This is a genomic window from Pyxidicoccus sp. MSG2 (assembly GCF_026626705.1).
Classification (GTDB): domain Bacteria; phylum Myxococcota; class Myxococcia; order Myxococcales; family Myxococcaceae; genus Myxococcus.
In genome coordinates this window covers 7,185,189-7,202,515 of sequence record NZ_JAPNKC010000001.1, presented here as the reverse complement: position 1 = coordinate 7,202,515, position 17,327 = coordinate 7,185,189, and the positions used below count along the sequence as shown (strand labels likewise).

General features: G+C 70.7%; 12 protein-coding genes. 4 read left to right on the top strand and 8 right to left on the bottom strand.

All coding sequences use genetic code 11. The features are described 5' to 3' along the window. Positions 1–84 precede the first annotated feature (84 nt). Positions 85–5,550: an RHS repeat-associated core domain-containing protein gene (locus OV427_RS28395; protein WP_267859320.1), complete on the top strand. Its 5,466-nt coding sequence runs from the start codon at positions 85–87 to the stop codon at positions 5,548–5,550. Positions 5,551–5,628: 78 nt separating this feature from the next. On the opposite strand, the gene OV427_RS28390 is transcribed toward OV427_RS28395, so the two are convergent. The 8 genes from OV427_RS28390 to OV427_RS28355 all read right to left on the bottom strand — a co-directional run bounded on the left by OV427_RS28390 (position 5,629) and on the right by OV427_RS28355 (position 14,308). After that, positions 5,629–6,549: an NAD+ kinase gene (locus OV427_RS28390; protein ID WP_267859319.1), complete on the bottom strand. Its 921-nt coding sequence runs from the start codon at positions 6,547–6,549 to the stop codon at positions 5,629–5,631. A gap of 18 nt (positions 6,550–6,567) precedes the next feature. Continuing rightward, positions 6,568–7,557: an SPFH domain-containing protein gene (locus OV427_RS28385; RefSeq protein WP_267859318.1), complete on the bottom strand. Its 990-nt coding sequence runs from the start codon at positions 7,555–7,557 to the stop codon at positions 6,568–6,570. A 95-nt stretch (positions 7,558–7,652) separates the two neighbouring features. Continuing rightward, positions 7,653–8,339, bottom strand: a complete 687-nt coding sequence (locus tag OV427_RS28380) for an iron-containing redox enzyme family protein (protein ID WP_267859317.1) — start codon at positions 8,337–8,339, stop codon at positions 7,653–7,655. 69 nt (positions 8,340–8,408) lie between these two features. Further along, positions 8,409–9,212: a GNAT family N-acetyltransferase gene (locus tag OV427_RS28375; RefSeq protein WP_267859316.1), complete on the bottom strand. Its 804-nt coding sequence runs from the start codon at positions 9,210–9,212 to the stop codon at positions 8,409–8,411. A 154-nt stretch (positions 9,213–9,366) separates the two neighbouring features. Next, complete coding sequence (locus OV427_RS28370; RefSeq protein ID WP_267859315.1) at positions 9,367–10,071, bottom strand: DUF4384 domain-containing protein; 705 nt, start codon at positions 10,069–10,071, stop codon at positions 9,367–9,369. Further along, entirely contained in the window at positions 10,068–10,658 is a 591-nt protein-coding gene (locus tag OV427_RS28365) for an RNA polymerase sigma factor (protein ID WP_267859314.1), read from the bottom strand. The genes OV427_RS28370 and OV427_RS28365 overlap by 4 nt, the downstream gene beginning before the upstream one ends. 24 nt (positions 10,659–10,682) lie before the next feature. Continuing rightward, positions 10,683–11,567, bottom strand: coding sequence for a tetratricopeptide repeat protein (locus tag OV427_RS28360; RefSeq protein ID WP_267859313.1), 885 nt, complete (start codon positions 11,565–11,567; stop codon positions 10,683–10,685). 101 nt (positions 11,568–11,668) lie between these two features. Continuing rightward, positions 11,669–14,308: a DUF5916 domain-containing protein gene (locus OV427_RS28355; protein ID WP_267859312.1), complete on the bottom strand. Its 2,640-nt coding sequence runs from the start codon at positions 14,306–14,308 to the stop codon at positions 11,669–11,671. Between the two features lie 90 nt (positions 14,309–14,398). On the opposite strand from OV427_RS28355, the gene OV427_RS28350 reads away from it, so the two are divergent. From OV427_RS28350 to OV427_RS28340, 3 genes are all read left to right on the top strand, one after another. Further along, positions 14,399–15,106, top strand: coding sequence for a metallophosphoesterase family protein (locus tag OV427_RS28350; protein WP_267859311.1), 708 nt, complete (start codon positions 14,399–14,401; stop codon positions 15,104–15,106). A 249-nt stretch (positions 15,107–15,355) separates the two neighbouring features. Next, entirely contained in the window at positions 15,356–15,985 is a 630-nt protein-coding gene (locus OV427_RS28345; protein ID WP_267859310.1) for an imm11 family protein, read from the top strand. A 116-nt stretch (positions 15,986–16,101) separates the two neighbouring features. Beyond that, positions 16,102–17,274, top strand: coding sequence for a serine/threonine protein kinase (locus OV427_RS28340; RefSeq protein WP_267859309.1), 1,173 nt, complete (start codon positions 16,102–16,104; stop codon positions 17,272–17,274). Positions 17,275–17,327 lie beyond the last annotated feature (53 nt).

The following is a 17,327-nucleotide window of genomic DNA, read 5'->3' as shown; positions in this document are numbered from 1 at the left end:
TGGCAGGGGGCACGCCCCCGCGCCTTGCCGCCCCCGTGCCGTTTCACCTGCACCGCATCACTCCATCACTCACCCGGAAGAACCATGAAACGACAATCGCTCCTACGGCGGCTGCTGGGTAGCACCGCTCTGCTCATCTCACCCCTCGCGCTCGCGCAGCCCGCCGGCTTCACGGACGCGAAAATCCAACCCCCGCAGCTCAAGGCCCCGCAGCGCGGCTCGCTCGTCGGCACCTACGCGCAGACGGCCTTCGGCGCGACGGACGTGGCGCGCGGCGGCTTCGCGCTCGCGTCCGCGTTCTCCACCCCCTCGGACCGGGGCGAGCTGCTCGCCACGCCCTTCCCCACCTACTCGTCCGACGCGGGCCTGTCCGAGTGGGGCCACGGCTGGCAGACGCGCCTGGAGATACGACGCTGGCGCACGCGCGGCGACCTCGACTACTCGACGGACGAGCGCTCCAGCCCCTGGGGCCGGCTCGTCCCCGGGAGCGACGGAGCCTGGTACGCGGCGGACCTGAACCCCGCGGTGCGGGTGGAGGAGTCCGCCACGGGCCTCACCGCGTACCTCCCCGACGGCAGCGTCTGGTACTTCGGTGACGGCGTGGGCGGCGCCGCGGGCTCGGCGCAGGTGAACACGCCCAGGGGCACCTACGCGTGGCTCCTGCGCGAGGTGGTGAGCGCCACCAACCGCAGGACGCGCTTCACCTACGAGGCCAACACCACCGGCCGGCTGTTCGTGAAGACGGTGCAGTACGGCGGCGCCGGCACCGACTTCCAGTACCAGGTGGACCTGGGCTACGCGACGCTGACGAAGCCCGTGGACGACTTCCGCTCCGGAAAGAAGCTGCGGCTGGACAGGCGCGTGTCCACGGTGGCGGTGAAGGCGAAGAGCGCGACCTCGGGCCTCTTCGAGCCGCGCTGGCAGTACCAGCTCACCTACGAGGAGCCCGCGGAGAGCGTGGCCTTCTACCTCGCCCAGGTGGACCCGACGTACGGCACGGCGCCCGCCGTGACGGCGGCGCCGCCGGCCCGCTACACGTACTACAAGTCCTCGGACGCGCTCGCCTCCGCCCTCTTCACCCGCGTGACGAAGCTGGACGCGACGCTCGTGGCCGCGGGCCAGGACGCCATCCAGCCCTGGCGCGCCGCGCTGGTGGACCAGGACGAGGACGGCCGGCTCGACTTCGAGCACGCGCAGGCCCAGACGCTCTACGTGCAGGAGGACAACGGCTTCCGCGCCGAGGCCCTGCCTCCGCCCAACGCGGGAACCCAGACGGTGTGCCGCCCCGCGGCGAGCCTGGGCAACGAGCCGCGCCTGCTCACGCGGCTGCGCCCCAACCAGGCGGAACCGGAGGTGGTCGCCATCAACAACCCGAGCGGCTCGACGACCGAGGTCAAGGTCTGCGACCGCGCGGGCACGCTGCGCTCGCAGCAGTCCCTGTCGGGCGCGTGGCAACTGGGTCCGAACACCCGCTTCGTGGACCTGGACAATGACCAGCAGCCGGACTTCATCCGCGTCGTCCCCGGCGCCTTCCAGGTGCGGCCCAACACCAGCGGCGCGCCGCCCGCCCTCAGCTTCGGCGCCATCGTCAGCGGCACCCTCAGCCCGAGCGTGTCGGCGACGACGACGTGGGTGCACGACATGAACGGCGACAGCATCCCGGACATCGTCGCGCGGCTCACCAACGGCCTGCACGTGTGGCCGGGCACCGGCCGGTTCACCTTCGACTCCGCGTCCAGCAAGTTGTTCCCGGTGCTGACGAAGAACGGGACGCCCCTGGCGCAGCTGAGCACCTACTCCGCGATGTTCGTGGATGTGAATCGCGACGGCATGTCGGACGTGCTGCTGTCGAAGCCCGGGCTCGCGCTCCTCTTCATCAATGACAGCACCGCGTTCCGCGAGACGTCCGTCCCGGCGCTGGCCTTCTACAACGGCACGACGAGCGCGCTCACGCAGGGCGACTTCTCGGGCAGCGGCAACACCAGCCTCACCGTGACGCAGGGCCTGGACGCCTACAGCGCCTCGCTGGACGGGCCGGAGACGGGCCTGCTCAAGTCCGCGGACGACGGCAAGGGCACCGTGCTGGGCTTCACGTACACCCGCCTGCCGGCCGCTCCCGGCGCGCGCGTGCGCCAGCCCGTGCTCGCGTCGCTGACGTCGGCGCCATCCGGCTACGACACCATCACCTATACCTACCAGTACTTCGGCGCGAGCTATCACTCGCAGGGCGGCTACCTCCTCGGGTTCGACAGCGTGGTGCGCACCGCGCCGCAGGAGGTCCACGCCGTCAACTTCCTCAACGGTGACACCTTCGCGGGGCTGCTGCTGTCGGAGACGAAGACGGACGCGCGCACGCCCCTGGTCAAGGAGGTGACCTTCCGCCAGTACACCGACGTCACCTTCCAGGGCGTCCCCTACAAGCGGCTGGCGAGAGAGGAGAAGGGCTTCCAGGACGCGGGCCAGCCGGCCCTGGTGCTGAGCGAGACGACGCAGACGGTGGCCTATGACGGCGTGTGCCCGCAACAGACGGTGCGCGCCACCCAATGGGGCACCCTCACCACCACCACCGGGCGCGCGAGCCTCGCGGGCCTGACGAAGCACCTGCACTGCCTGCCCGCCGCGCTGACGTTCAGCGGGAGCCACCCGCAGCAGCCCTCGCTCGACTTCTCCTACCAGGGCACCATCACCCGCAACGCGGCGGGCCAGGTGGAGAAGGTGGAGGCGCTCGGGCCCCAGGGCCCCATGGCGCTGCAGACGGTGAGCTACTGGCCGGACTCCACCGTCAAGACGGTGAGCGTGCCGGGACAGGGGACGACGTCCTTCGAGTACGCCCCGGGCCGCCTGGTGCTCTCCAAGGTGACTCAGCCGGACGGCGTGGTGCTGGAGGCCACCGAGCGCAGCCCGCTGCACGACGGGCTCATCACCCTCACCCTGCGCCGGGGCACGAATGCCCACACCGAGCGCTTCCGCTACGACGGGCTGGAGCGGCTGATGAAGCGCTGGAACGAGCTCGGCGGCGCCAGCGAGGCGAACCCGAACGAGCTGCTGGACTACCGGTTCGCCATGGCCACGCGGCCCGCGAGCATCGCCGCCACGGCGCTGGTGGACGCGGGCAACAACGCCCGGCGCTTCACCCAGGACTACTCCACCGCCGCGGGTGAGGAGGTGGCGAAGGGCCGCCTCATCCCGGAGGGCTGGGTGGTGGACGGCCTGACGGTGCATGGCCGCCAGCAGCGCGAGAAGCTGAGCTACGTGCGCCCGAACCTGCCGGCCAACACCGACATGGCGGCGCTCGACTACGCCACGCTCCTGAGCGGCGTGGAGCAGACGGCGAGCACGCGCACCGCCGTCTTCGGCTACGAGGTGGAGAAGGTGCTGCGCCACCACGTGGACGTGCAGCAGACCCTGGCGACGGCCTGGTCGCTGGACGCCGGGGGCCTGCGCGTGGAGACGCAGGAGAACGGGACGCTGGCGCACCGTCAGTTCCTGGACTCGGAGAAACGGGTGGCGCGGTACGAGGACGAGTCCGGCGCCGTCCATACCTACGCCCATGACGCCCTCGGCCGCCTGCGCGCGGTGACGCTGCCCGGAGGCCAGGGGCACCGGCTGACCTATGACGCCTACGGCCGCGTCGGGCGCGTGGAGCGCGACGGCGTGGCGAACGTGGACTTCGAGTACGCGCCCGGCACGTGGCTGGTGACGGCGAAGCGGTTCCGCACGCCGGCCAACACGCTGGTCCGCAGCGAGAGCTACCAGTACGACACCGCGGGCCGCCGCACCATCATCACCCACACGCAGGCGGGCGGCGGCGTGAAGACGTACCAGCTCTACTACGACGGCGCCTCGCCGGCGCAGCCCACGAACACCACCTGGCCGGGGCTGCACACGGCCACCTCCGGCGACGGGTACACGAAGCTGCTCCAGTACCGCCCGGACGGCACCCTGTCCCGGACGACGCTGACCTTCACCGGCTGGCGCACCGTGGAGACCACCCAGACCTACGCGGAGAGCGGCGAGGTCAAGCTGGAGACGACCCAGGTGAAGGACACGAGCGGCAACGTCCTCAGCACCACCTCCGTCGGGAACGGCTGGGACGCGTACGGCCGGCTGAGCACGATGACGCTCAACGGACAGCCCTGGGCCAGCGTGCAGTACAACGGGCTCGGGCAGCTGGCGCAGGTGGGCTTCGGCGGCGGCACGTCCGTGGTGTTCAGCTATGACGCGCTCACCCGCCAGCGCACCAGCCTGGCGCAGACGACGCCGGCCTGGAGTTCGTCGGTCGCGTGGAAGCTGAATGCCCGGGGCCTCACCGGCAGCGAGGTGACGCAGTTCGGCGGCACGCAGCTGACGCGCCAGTACGGCTACTCCCCGCAAGGCTTCCTCACCAGCGCTCAGGACGCGCAGCATGCGTACACCTACGGCTTCGACGCCGCGGGCCTGCCCACCTCCATCACGGATGGCTCGGGCACGCGCACGCTCACGGCGGGCGGCAACACGCTGGTGGCCGGTGGCGTGACGTACACGCTCGACGGACTGGGGCGCACGGTGAGCCGGGATGGCCTCACCCTCACCTACGGTCCCGACGGCCAGGTGGCCACCGCGCAGAGCGGCGCCAGCAGCTGGAGCTTCCTCTACGACGAGGACGGTGAGCGCATCCTCAAGCTGGGCAGCGGGGGCACGCCGCTCGCGGCCTACCTCAAGGATGGCGGCTACCTGGACGGCTCTGGCATCACCCAGCCGGTGCGCGTGGACAAGCAGCTCGTGGGCGTGCTGAGGAATGGCGCCTTCCAGCTGCTGGCCACCGACCGCCGCGGCAGCGTCATGGCGGAGGCGGATGGCACGGAGCGCCTGGCCTCTCCCTACGGGGACCGCGTCACCCACCCGGTGGGGGCTGCCGCGCTGGACTATGTGGAGAAGGCGTACGACGCCGACCTCGGCTTCGTCCGGATGGGGGTGCGCGACTACGACCCCCGCATCAGCCGCTTCACCACGCCGGACCCCGTGTTCCTCGAGGACCTGGAGAAGTGCCGCACCAGCCCGGTGGAGTGCAACCTCTACGGCTACGTGCGCAACCGCCCGCTGGACCTGGTGGACCCCACCGGCACCGAGGGCGAGGACGTCGCGCACAAGAAGGGCATCGCGTCGAAGGCTGGCACCGCGGTGAAGGGCGCGGGGCTCCTGAACATGGTCCTCAAGAACCCCATCACGAAGTTCGCCAACGGTCTCAGCAAGGTGATGTTCATCGGCAGTTGCTACAACGGCACCAACCCGCTGTTCAGCGAGCCCGAGCCCCAGGCCCGCATGCGCCTCATCGAGGGCGTCATCAAGGACCTGGAGGCGCAGCAGGCCAACATCCAGAAGGAGCTGGGCCACTATCTGGACCAGGCGACGCAGACCCTCAAGGACCAGGAGCAGATGGACTACATCCACTCCCGCATCATCGAGCTGGACAAGCAGGACCGCGCGCTGCAGCAGAAAATCGACGGGGCGAAGGAGAAGCTCGAGGAATCCCGTGAGGACCTGAAGGAGTTCATGAAGGAACACTTCTGAGGCCGCGGCTCCCGCGGTCCGGGAGCTGATGCACCGAGGCCGCCGTGCCCCGTGTCCGGGCACGGCGGCCCTCGCATTTCAGCCCACCACCAGGCGCACGCGCTGCTTCGCCGGACGGATGCGCGCGGTGGCACCGGCGCCGAACTTGAGGAAGTCCTCCTCCACGCCATCGCTGAAGATGACACCCGCCGACGCCATCCTCGACTCCAGCACCAGCTCGCGCTCCGCCGTCACGAAGCCGCCCACCACGTCCGCGGCGGAGTGGCGGCTGATGAAGGGCTCGCGCACCACGAAGGCCAGCTTGGGGTCCTCCCACGCCAGCTTCCACGGCTGCCCCGGCACCCCGCCCGTCTGCTGCGTCAGGCTCCGCGCCAGCGTGAAGACCGACGACAGCCACCCGCTGGAGCCCGCCCCCGTGGACACCAGCACCCCGCTGGACGACTGCGACTCCTCCTTGTCCCCGTAGCGCAGCCGGTAGCGCGCCGACACGTGCGACTTCGCGCCGATGAACAAGTCATTGAAGGCGAGCAGCCGCTGCCCGTCCTCCAGCCGCGCTTCCGCCAGCGTCACCTGCCGGAAGCCCGCCTTCCCCTCCAGCACCTTGCGCACCGCGCCCCGCGCCCCCTCCACGCGGTAGGGCAGCAGCACGCCGTCGAAGCGCTCCGGGTCCGGATTCACGCCCACCAGCGGCTGCTCCCCCACGTACTTCGCCACGTTCGCCACCAGCCCGTCCTGCCCGGCCACGACGACGACCTCCTTCCCCGTGAAGAGGAAGGTGGGAACCAGACTCCGGTCCACCTGCTGCACCGGCAGCCCCAGGCCCAGCGTGTCGCGCAGCGCGTCCACCGCGCGGCGGTAGGACTCGTCCTCGCGGGAGAACTCCTCGAAGTCCTGCCCCGCGTGCTCCACGTAGAACTTCGCCTGCTTCTTCGTGTTGAAGCGCTCCACCAGCCCCGCCAGCCGCGTGCGGCGGGTGACGAGGACGATCTTCTCGTACATGGCCGCCCTCTCTTCCGGTCAGCGATTGCGAGGCCCGGTGGGCTTGCCTCCGCTGCCCGACGCGCTCATCAGCGAGTGCAGCAGGTCCGGCGACACGTTCAGCTCGCCGATGCGCTGCGCGTTCTCCGCCATCTCCCGGAAGGCGAGCGCGATGTTCAGCGCCGGGTCCCCGCCCCCCGCCGACGTGGCCATCAGCGTCTTCCAGTCCACCCCGCGCACTGGCGCCAGCGTCTTCTCCAGCGCGTACGCGCGCGCGTCCGCCGCCTGGCGCTCGTTCTGGCTCCAGCGCTCCATCAGCGCGGAGCGCTGCTCCTCCACGGCGATGTCCGCCGACATCTTCGCCTCGCGAATCTGGCGCTGCCGCGCCTCCACCGCCAGCTCGGTGGCCAGTTCGCTCTCCTTGATGCGGCGCTCCTGCTCCACGGCGGCGTTGCGGCGCGCGTAGATGGCCTCGTCCGCCGTACGCTGCAGTCCTTCGCGCGCCTCCGCCTCCAGCGCCCGCGCCATCTCCGGCGTCGGCTGCACCGACAGGAGCGAGAAGGCCATCACCTCCACGCCCAGCCCCCGCACCGACTCCGCCACCGCCAGGGCCGCGAGCACCTGGGCCTCAATCGTGTCCGTGTGGACCAACACCTCACGCAGCGGCATGCCCTGCACCACCGTGCGCGCGCGAACCTGCGCCACCTGCACCAGCCGCTCCGCCAGCTTCTCCGGGTCGTCCGAGCGGTGGCGCCCGGACGTCCCCACCGAGTAGTCCAGCAGCGACGCCAGCCGCTTCGGGTCCGCCACCCGGTACGTGAGCTGCCCCTGCAGCGTCACCGCCTGGAAGTCCCGCGTCACCTCGTTGAAGGCGAAGGGCACGTCCGCGCTCGACAGCGGCACCGACACCAGCGTCGCGGACGGCTTCCAGTAGAAGAACGAGAGCCCCGCCCCCTCGCGGACCACCCGTCCCCCCTCGAACTGCATGACGTACGTCGTCGGTGCCGCCTTCATGTACCCGATGACCATTGAGCCCGCCCTCTCGCTTCGTGTACCTTCGACACATTGTTAGTGTCCTTTCGACACCTTTGCAAGTCGAAGTGCGGGAGGGCGGGTGTCGGTGCTCAGCCCACGACGTGGGCGGCGGCCTCCGTGGCGGGAGTGAAGAGGGCCGGATAGAGGGCCCGCGTGGTGGTGGCGGAGAGGAGGATGGCCTCTCGCTCGGCCGCGTCCCGCAGGGTGCTCAGCACGCTGGCCAGCTCCGCCACGTGGTCCCCGTCCGCGCCCGCGTGGCCCCGCAGGAAGGTGACGGCGCGGTGGATGTCGGGGATGGCCCCACGCGCGACCAGGCGCTCCGCCGCCAGCCCCGCGCGCACCACGGACAGGTGCTCCAGCACGTAGGCCGTCCCGAGGAAGGCGGTGGGCATGCCCGCCTCCGCGGTGAAGCGGTTCCAGCTCACGTACGCGCGCACGGCCGCGCAGGCGGGCGTCGCCTCCACCCGCTCCTTCGACCAGCCCAGCGCGCGCAGGTCGGAGAGCAGCCAGCGCTCGTGGCCCGACTCCTCCTTCGCCTTCTGCACGAGCAGCGCGCCCAGCGCGGGGTGGCGCCCCAGTCGCTGCATTCGCCGGCCCGCGAGACCCAGCAGCGGCGCCGTCCACCGCACGTAGTGGTACGACTGCGCGAGATACCCGGCGTACTGGCCCGCGTCCGTCGTGCCCTCGAAGAGACTGCGCGCGTCCGGGTGGGCGTCCAACTCACGCACCAGGGTATTCGCCTCCTGCTCCAGCTTCACGATGAGCTCCGTCGACATGTGCTTCTCCCGTTCGGGCGCACCCGTGGCGCGCCCGCTGTTGAAGTGAGTGGTGGTGGGGTGGGGACTTCAGGCGGCGCGCGAGGCGCTCACCGGCAACGCGTCGAACCAGGCCAGCGTGCTGACGGGAATCGCGTCCAACGCGGCGACCAGCGGCGTGGCGTACCGGTGGAAGCGCGCGTCATAGAGGGGCTCACTGATGAAGCGCGCGCCCAGCTTCTTCGCGAAGAGGGACAGCGTGCGAGGCAGGCGCAGGCCGTCGAAGCGGCCCTGGCACGCGCGCAGGCGCTCCTCCGGCGTGTAGAGCGGGGCCTCGGGCACCTCGGGAGCCTGGACGGGTTCGTGGGGTGTCACCTTCCAGTGGGGACTCACACACCGCATCCGCGCTGCCACCTGGAAGGCGATGAGCGCGTCCTGCGCGCAGTCCGTCTCCGTGTTCGCGGACGCAATCCAGTGCGTCACCCCGCGCCTGCGACTCTCCCGGTACATCTCCGCCTGCAGGCGCAGCAGCACCTCCGAGCCGCGATACCCGCGCAGCACGCAGTAGCGCGTCGTCTCCGCCAGCCGCATGCCCGGCGCGTCCACCTGGCGCAGGTCCAGCTTCTGCTCCAGCTCGATGCCCAGCCTCTGCCCGGAAGCGCGCGCCACCTCCGCGTTCGGCAGCAGCAGGCGCGACGTCGCCACCGCCGTGTCCCCGGCGTACACGACGAAGTGGAGCGTCGTCTCCAATGTGTCGAAGCAGCTCACGTCCCGTGGCGCCGGAGGAGGCGTCCCCAGCAGCCCCATTTCCGCGCCGAACACCGCCCAGCGCACCCGGAGCGCGTCGTCCAACTGGCGCTGCTCCGAGGCAATCACACACCGCACCGTCGTCATCTTGGCCTTCCCCCTTGCATGGCGGAGCGCGCCCGACAGGCCTGGCGGCACGGGTCCCCCAAGGACCCGCGCCCACCATCGCGCCCCGCTCTCTCGTTCATCGCGTGGGGGATTTTCCGTGGGACTTTTTTCTTCGCGGTGCTTCCGGGCCGGGTCAGCGCTTGTCGAAGCCGACGTGCTCCACCGCCACACCCTTCGGGGCCGCGTCCTCCAGCTTCCGGCCTTCCTTCAGCGCGGCCACGGCCTGGTCCAACGCGAAGGGCTGGCTCGAGTGCAGCGCGTACACCTCCTCGTGCCCGCGGACCCCGTCCAATTCAATCGCGGCCGGCAGCATCGGACGTGCCGCCTGGTAGCGCGCCGCCTCCGTGCCTCCGAAGGGGTGATACACGGTGACGGTGCCCTGCCCGTCCCGGCTCAGCACCGCCACGTAGCCGTCCTCCGCCGCCTTCACCTCGAACTGGAGGACGTCTCCCGGGGCCAGCGTCGCGCCCGGCTCCACCCGCGTGCTGCCGTCGCCGGCCTTGCGGTGCAGCACCAGCGACACCGTGCCCTTCACGGTGTACGGGTCCTCCCGGAGCCACACCACCACCAGCACCGAGGCCGCGAGCGCGGGCACCAGCAGCACCCACCAGGGCCGCCGCCGCGCGGGCTCGGCGGCCTCGTAGCGGGCCACCAGCGGCCCGGGCGGGTGCTGGACGAGGAACGCCGCCGAGTCCGCCCGCAGCGCCTCCAGTCGCTCCCGGTCCGGCGCCGACTCCGCCAGCACGGACTCCAGCTGACGGCGTGCCTCCGGAGCGAGCGCGTCCGCGAGGTAGCGCTCCAGCAACGCATCCTGGATGCGGCGCTCTCCCGCGCTCACGGTGCCCCTCCGGGCGTGAGGCGGAGGCTGCGCTTCCGCGCGCGCTCCGCGAACCGCGCCAGCATCCGGGACACCGTCTTGCGCGACATGTCCAACACCTGCGCCACCTCGTCCGTGGTGTGCCCTTCCACGAAGTAGAGCACCGCCACCGTCAGCACCTCTTCGTCCTCGCCCTGGGTGAGGAGTGCGAGGTCCTGCAGGGCCTCCACCCGCTCCAGCCCTCCGGCGTGCGAAGTCACGGCCTCCTGACGCCGGTCCTCCGCGTCCTCGTCCTCCACCGACAGCGGGCCCAGGCTGCCGGACCAGCGCGCGCGGCGGCGCACGCGGTCCACCGCGCGATACGTGGCGATTTGATACAGCACCGTGAAGGGAGAGGCCTCGTCGCGTGGCGTGCCCCGCACCTTCATGTACGCCAGGAAGGTGTCCTGCGTGACGTCGAGCGCCTCCTCGGCGTCACGCGTGAGCGACAGCGCCCTGCGGTGAACGGCGGGGCCGAAGCGCCGGTAGAGCGCCGTCAGGTCGTCCGAGGCCGGAGACGCCGCCCGCGCGGTGGGACCTCCCCGGGGAGCGGTGGACGCCGGACTCAACGACGACTCCTCCCAACAGCCACATCACTCGCGCAGCGCCTGACGGCTCGCGAGCCGGCTGGAGCACGCTTCCTGCATCTTCACATAGAAGTCCTTCGAGGTCAGGGAGATGGCGCGCGAGTAGTGCTCCAGCGCCTTCTCGTACTCGCCGCTGGCGTCCAGCAGCACGGCCAGGTTGTACCAGCCACCCGCGTTGTCCGGATGCTGCTCGACGTAGGACGTCAGCTGCGTGATGGCCTGTCCGACGTCGCCCTTCTCCGCCACCTTGACGATGTCCTTCTGCGCCGCGTCCTCGTCATCCATGCGCAGGTAGTGGGAGACCTGACGCGGGGTGAGGTCCCGGAGCACGCGGTCCACCAACTGCCCGGCCACCGTGCGCAGCAGGACGTCCACGCGCTCCGACTCGACCTCGCCCGCGTACTCCTCCTCCGCGAGCAGCACCTTGCCCGCGGAGTTGAAGGCCGTCACCCCCAGGATGAGCTTCGCGACGAAGACCTGCTTCTGGGTCTTCTTCGGCATCCTGCCCTTCTCGTCCTTGACCTGGAGCTGGCGCTTCTCCAAATCCGCGTCCCAACCGAGCACGTCGATGCGCAGGCCGACCTCCCCCGACTCCAGGGCGGTGGCCTTCTCCCCCTGCAGCAACACCTCGCTCCCCGTGAGCTTCACGGTGCCGCCCGCGTGGGTGCGGTCCGTGAACGAGAAGTAGCCGTCCTGCCGGCTCTGCCGATACAGCTCCTGGAGGACGACGTCCTGCACGGTGGACTGGCCCTCGGTCTGCACCACCACGAGCTTGCGCGAGGCGCCCACGTTCACCCGCGCGGGCTCGAGGACGTTGACGCGGAGGCCGGATGAGCAGCCGATGAGCAGCGAGGCCAGCAGCAACAGCGGACGCAATGAGCGATGGGGCATGGCGTTCTCTCCTGGAACAGTTGCGGAGCGCACGCCGAACGGTAGAGCAGGTCGCTTCACCGGGGATAGGCCCACCGCTCCCTGAGGGAGCCGCGACGGCGTCAGTTCACCGGCAGCCACCAGGCCAGCTTCACCGCGAAGGTGTGGCTGCCCGGCGCGGAGAAGCTGTTGCCCAGCGCGTCCGGCTCCAGCACGCTCCCCAGGGCCTGCTCGTTGGAGCGGTCCTGCTGCCACACGAAGAAGAGCGTGCTGCCCGGACGGAACTCCCAGCGCACCACCAGGTTGCTGCGCAGCGAGCGGAGGTTGAAGTCCGGGTCGTCCACCTCGAAGGCCGTCCCGGCGGGGTCCACCACCCTCAGCCGTCCCGCCTCGCGCGTGACATTCTCATCGCCATAGTAGAGCAGCGCGCGTCCCTGAGCCTGGAGCAGCTCACCGAAACGGCTGTAGCGCCCGCTGGACGCGAAGGGCTCCGCGTACAGCTCCACGCTCAGGTCCGGGGTGACGAAGAAGTCCACGCGCAGCCGCGCGAACAGCTCGCGCCGCTCCACCGCGCCGAAGACGTAGCGTGAGCCATACGTCTCCGGCCGCCCGCCAGCCACCGTGGCCACGTACTGCGGCTCCTCCGTGTAGTGGGACAGGCCCGGCTCCACCGCCAGGCGCAGCCGTCGCGTGGGCTGCACGCCCAGGCTGCCGCCCACCGTGTAGCCATGGCTGCCCGTCTCGTAGCGCCACGCCTTCCCCTCGAGGCTCCAGCGCGTCGTCGCGCTGAAGGCGTTGGACAGCTCGGCGATGACGTCCACGCCCTGCCCCGTCTGCATCAGCGGCCCGCCGCGCGTCAGCACGTCCGACAGCGCGCGCGGCAGGTACGTGGCCGTCACCTCCGCCGTCCAGAAGTTGGGCAGCGTGGCCTCCACCGTCGAGGACAGGCTGGTGGCCTGGCGCACCCCGCCGTAGTTCCAGTCGTTGTACAGCGACAGCGTCGCCTCCAGGCCTCGCAGCCACCGGCCCGGGTCCGTGTCCCGGTACGTGAGGCTCAGCTCCGCGTCCAGGTCATCCGCCGACTGGAGCCGGCCCACGTCGTTGATTTCGAAGCCCGGGGACTCCGCGTAGCCGCGCACGCGCCACAGCCAGTTGCGCCCGCTCACCCGCTCCAACGCCGCGCCCGCGGTGTAGCCCGACAGCGACGTGGCCTCCGGATTCAACACCGCATAGGACTGGTCCGGCCGCTGGTAGTAGCGCGCGCTGGAGCGCTGCAGCCGCACCATGGCCTCGCGCGTGCCGCTCACGTAGCTGCCACCCGCGTACGCGGTGAGCGCGTACTCGCCGCCCGGCCCCAGCCGGAACGACGCATCCGCGCCCGCCGTGTACGCCTGCTGGGGCAGGTTGAAGGCGAGGCTCGCGCCCTGGCCCGAGGACGTCAGCGAGCGGTTCACGCCCGTCAGCATCGCCCCCACCACCGAGCCCTCGCCCAGTTCCTGCTGCACGCGCACCACGCCGTAGCCGGTGAAGGGCTCCAGCTTCACCCGGCCCTCCTCCGACGTGTCGAAGTCGTAGACGTCCGCGAAGCTGTGGCCGGTGACGGCCGCCAGCGCCCCCACGGACATGCCCGACGCCAGCCGCCCGGTGAGCTTCCCCGCGCCCCACAGCGTGCTTGCCCGGGGCGCCTCCACGTAGTCCCGCTGGGACTGGAGGTCGACGAGCAGGCGCGGCGAGGCGCCGATGCGGCGCGAGTAGAAGTACGCGGGGCCGTTGCCCGTGAAGAGCTGGCTGCCCTCCGTGAAGAAGGGCCGGCGCTCCTCGAAGAAGGTCTCGAAGGCGCTCAGGTTCACCACCGCCGGGTCCGCTTCCAACTGGCCGAAGTCCGGGTTCACCGTGGCGTCCAGCGTGAGGTTGGGGCCCAGGCCCACCTTCGCGTCGCCGCCCACACTGCCCGCATAGTCGCGACGCGCGTCGAACGGGGTGCCCGCGCGCGGGTTGCGCCCGGAGTTCACCTGCCAGTCCCCCGCCACGTACGGCAGCAGCTCCAGCCGGCGCGAGGGCCGCACGCCGCGCACGCCCGTCAAGTCACCGAACCACGAGGACCAGCCGGTGACGTGGCGCGGGACGGCCACCCAGAAGTCGTCCTCGTTGCGGCGCGGCACGTAGCGGTTGAGGTTGAGCCCCCACACCTGCTCGTCCCCGTCGTTGAAGCGCAGCTGGGAGAAGGGAATCCGCAGCTCCGCGACCCAGCCCTCGCCCGTCAGTCGGGTGCGCGCCTGCCACACCGGGTTGAAGGAGAAGTCGCGCTCGTACTCGCTGTCCACCGGGTGGAACCAGTCCACGCGCTGGCCCGCGGCCGTCACCGCGAAGCTGTAGGCCGTGCGCCGGTCATGCCAGGTGTCGAGCGAGACGATGAGCCGCTCCGCCACGCCGCTCTCGTCCCGGCGCGTCATCACCGCCTCGATGTCCGCTGGCGAGTCGCTGAACATCCGAGCGCCGACATAGAGCGCGTCTTCGTCGTAGACGAATGCGACCTCCGTGCGCAGGGTGGCGGGGAGACCCTGGTCCGGCTCCTTCTGGATGAGGTCGGTGGTGAAGGTGGCCTGCTTCCAGGCCTCGTCGTCCAGCACGCCGTCCAACGTGGGCGGCTGCTCCACGCGCACCGCCGCCATCTTCCGGCGAGGCCCCGGCACCTGGGCATGAGCCAGCGAGGCCCCCAGGAGCAGCATGCAGAGCGTGAACGGGACGACACGAAGATTCATGCAAATGGCACACGGTACACACCCGCCCGCCAGAGTCACGTGGTTGGAAATTCCCGAGCGCGTTACCCACGAAAGGAGCGAGGAGACCTCATGCGCATCGCGGTGATTTCGGACCTGCACCTCGGGCGGAGAGATTCCGCGGACCACTTCGGGCACGACGACTCCGGCTTCCTGCGCTTCCTGCGCTTCCTGGAGAGCAACTTCGAGCGCATCGTCCTGCTGGGTGACGTCTTCGAGACACTCACCTCGCGGACGCCGGGGAGGCAGGTGGCCGAGCTGGCCGCCGCCCGCGCGGCGCACCCCGACATCGTCGAGCGCTTCGCGCGGCCCCAGTACCACTACATCCACGGCAACCATGACCTCGTGGCCGGCACGCTGCTCGGCGCGCCCGAGCAGCTCGTCCTGGAGGCCGACGGGGTGAGGATGCTGTTCACCCACGGGCATCACCACGACTGGGTCATCCGCAAGGCGCGCTTCCTGTCCGAGGCGGCGGTGTGGGCGGGTGCCTGGCTTCGGCGGATGCGACTGCGGGCCATGTTCCGCATGTTCCAGGCGCTGGACGCGCGGCTGACCCACGCCCTGCCGGACCCGGCGCGCTGCACCTTCCAGCAGTGGGCCCTGGCGCGCGCCAACGACAGCGGCGCGGACATCGTCGTCACCGGCCACACCCACCTGGGCATGCGCGTGGAGCACGGCAGCCGCCTGTTCCTCAACAGTGGCACGTGCTCGGAGGGCCAGTTCTCCTTCCTCAGCCTGGACACCCGCACCGCGGGTTACTCCCTGCACACCTCCTGGTAGCCCGGGGAGGAGGCAGGGGAGCCGGGGCGGCGCGCGCGACGTGCTCCCTCCCTGGCGGGGAGAGGGTAAAATCGGGGGATGTTCAGGCGGTTCACCGAGGCGCTTCGCCTACTGGCGCGACGCTCCCCGAGACAGGCTGACGGCCCCCGTGCCGAAACCCTGTGGGAGACTCCGGACGAGGTGTCTCCCGAGGCACCCTCCCGCCGACAGTCGGCCGCTCGCCGGGCCCCCTCCCGGACGGCCCGGCCCGTGCGCTACTACGATTTGCACGACGACTTCCGCGCCCCTGGCCGGCGCGAGCTGGGGGACCCCGTCTCCCTGGAGCGGAAGAAGAAGGTGGACTCGGTCTGGCTGTTCACCTCCGGCACACCGGTGCGGGGCCTGGGCAAGCTGCGCTCCAGCGTCCAGCCCCCGGGCCCCCCGCTCGACTTCTCCCTCGCCGGCGCCGGCCTCACGCCGGTGGTGCATGCGCGGGTGGCCTCCATCTTCCGCGAGCTGGCGCCTGACGACGTGCAGCTCCTACCCGTGGAGGTGGAGGACTGTGACGAGCCGTACTTCATCCTCGTCGCCACCCGGCTGGTGCGCTGCATCGACGACCGCAAGTGCGGGGAGGTCCACCGCTACACGCCCGAGGACGGGTGGCCCGAGCGCGTGGGCCACTACCGCACCGTGCGCGGCCTGAGAATCGACCCCGAGAAGACGGAGGGCGCCCGCGTCCTCCGCTCCTGGGGCTGGCCGGTGAGCCTCATCGTCTCCGAGGGCATCAAGGAAGCCCTCGAGCACGCGGGCATCACCGGCGCGCGCTTCGCCGAGGTGACGGAGCCCCCGCCCAAGAAGCAGCACCGCAAGGCCCGCCGCAAGCCGCGCAAGCCGAGCTGAGCCCGGGCGCCCTATACCCTCGGTGTTCAAATCTCATTGACACAAGGTCGCAAACTTGTGGGGTAGGCCAACTCTCCAGTACGTTCCTCTTTTTCCAGCAAAGCTTGAGGCACGTGGTGGACACAGGAGAGGCGTATTTCGGTAAATACCGGATTCTCCAGCAGCTCGCGTCTGGAGGCATGGCGCACCTGCTGCTGGCGTCCATCGACGGGCCGGACGGCTTCTCCAAGCCGTGCGTCATCAAGCGCATCCTTCCGGAATACGCGAACCTGGACGCCTTCAGCCGGATGTTCGCCGACGAGGCGAAGGTCGCCGCGCTGCTGACGCACCCGAACATCGTCCAGGTGTTCGACTTCGGCAAAATCGACGGGCAGTACTACCTGGCCATGGAGTGGATTCAGGGCCAGTCCCTGGACCGGGTGCTGCGCCATGCGTGGAAGAGCGCCTTCCCGCTGGGGCCGCGGGTGGCGGTGGACGTGGGGCTGGCCATCTCCGACGCGCTCTCGTACGCGCACGCGAAGACGCTGCCGGACGGCACGCCGCTCAAGCTGGTGCACCGGGACATCACGCCCGGCAACGTGCTGGTGTCGCGCGACGGCATCGTCAAGCTGGCCGACTTCGGCATCGTGAAGAGCTCCGTCAACATGGAGCGCACCGTCGCTGGCGTGGTGAAGGGGAAGTACCCGTACATGTCGCCGGAGCAGATTACGAACCGGGAGCTGGACCACCGCTCCGACCTGTACTCGCTCGGCATCGTCCTCTACGAGGCCTCCACCGGGAAGCGCCTGTTCAAGCGCGACACGGTGGAGGCGACCATCGTCGCCACCTCCCAGGCGCACGTGCCCCCGCCGTCGGAAGCCCAACCGGACTTCCCGCCCGGCCTGGAGGCCATCCTCCTCAAGCTGCTGCAGAAGAACCCGGACGCGAGGTACCAGAGCGCGCGCGAGCTGCACGTGGACCTGGAGCGGTTCCGCTCCTCGCAGCACTGGACGTCGGGCGGGCGCGAGTTGGCCATGCTGGTGACGAAGCTGTGCCCGCCGGACCCGTCGGGGCAGATGCCCACGGCGCTGCCCGCGTTCGGCTCCGCGACCACCCGCACCCCGAGCGGCTCGCCCAGCGCGAAGCCCGCTCCTCCCGTCGGAGAGAGCACCGACATGCTCGCGCTCACCCCGAGTGGAGCGGCTCCGGCGCAGACGCAGGGAGGCGCGGCGGGATTTCCATGGGCCATCGCGGTGGCGGCGGGGGTCTCCGCGATTGGCTCCGCGTTGTTCTGGTACTTCGCCGCCTGAGCGGCCGCGGCCTGACGGGGCGGTCCCTCCGCTCCCTCGCGCCGCAGTGAGAC

Excerpts from the sequence above, each read along its gene's own strand:
- OV427_RS28395 (WP_267859320.1), top strand. The coding sequence starts at position 85 with ATGAAACGACAATCGCTCCTACGGCGGCTGCTGGGTAGCACCGCTCTG.
- OV427_RS28390 (WP_267859319.1), bottom strand. The coding sequence starts at position 6,549 with ATGTACGAGAAGATCGTCCTCGTCACCCGCCGCACGCGGCTGGCGGGG.
- OV427_RS28385 (WP_267859318.1), bottom strand. The coding sequence starts at position 7,557 with ATGGTCATCGGGTACATGAAGGCGGCACCGACGACGTACGTCATGCAG.
- OV427_RS28380 (WP_267859317.1), bottom strand. The coding sequence starts at position 8,339 with ATGTCGACGGAGCTCATCGTGAAGCTGGAGCAGGAGGCGAATACCCTG.
- OV427_RS28375 (WP_267859316.1), bottom strand. The coding sequence starts at position 9,212 with ATGACGACGGTGCGGTGTGTGATTGCCTCGGAGCAGCGCCAGTTGGAC.
- OV427_RS28360 (WP_267859313.1), bottom strand. The coding sequence starts at position 11,567 with ATGCCCCATCGCTCATTGCGTCCGCTGTTGCTGCTGGCCTCGCTGCTC.
- OV427_RS28355 (WP_267859312.1), bottom strand. The coding sequence starts at position 14,308 with ATGAATCTTCGTGTCGTCCCGTTCACGCTCTGCATGCTGCTCCTGGGG.
- OV427_RS28350 (WP_267859311.1), top strand. The coding sequence starts at position 14,399 with ATGCGCATCGCGGTGATTTCGGACCTGCACCTCGGGCGGAGAGATTCC.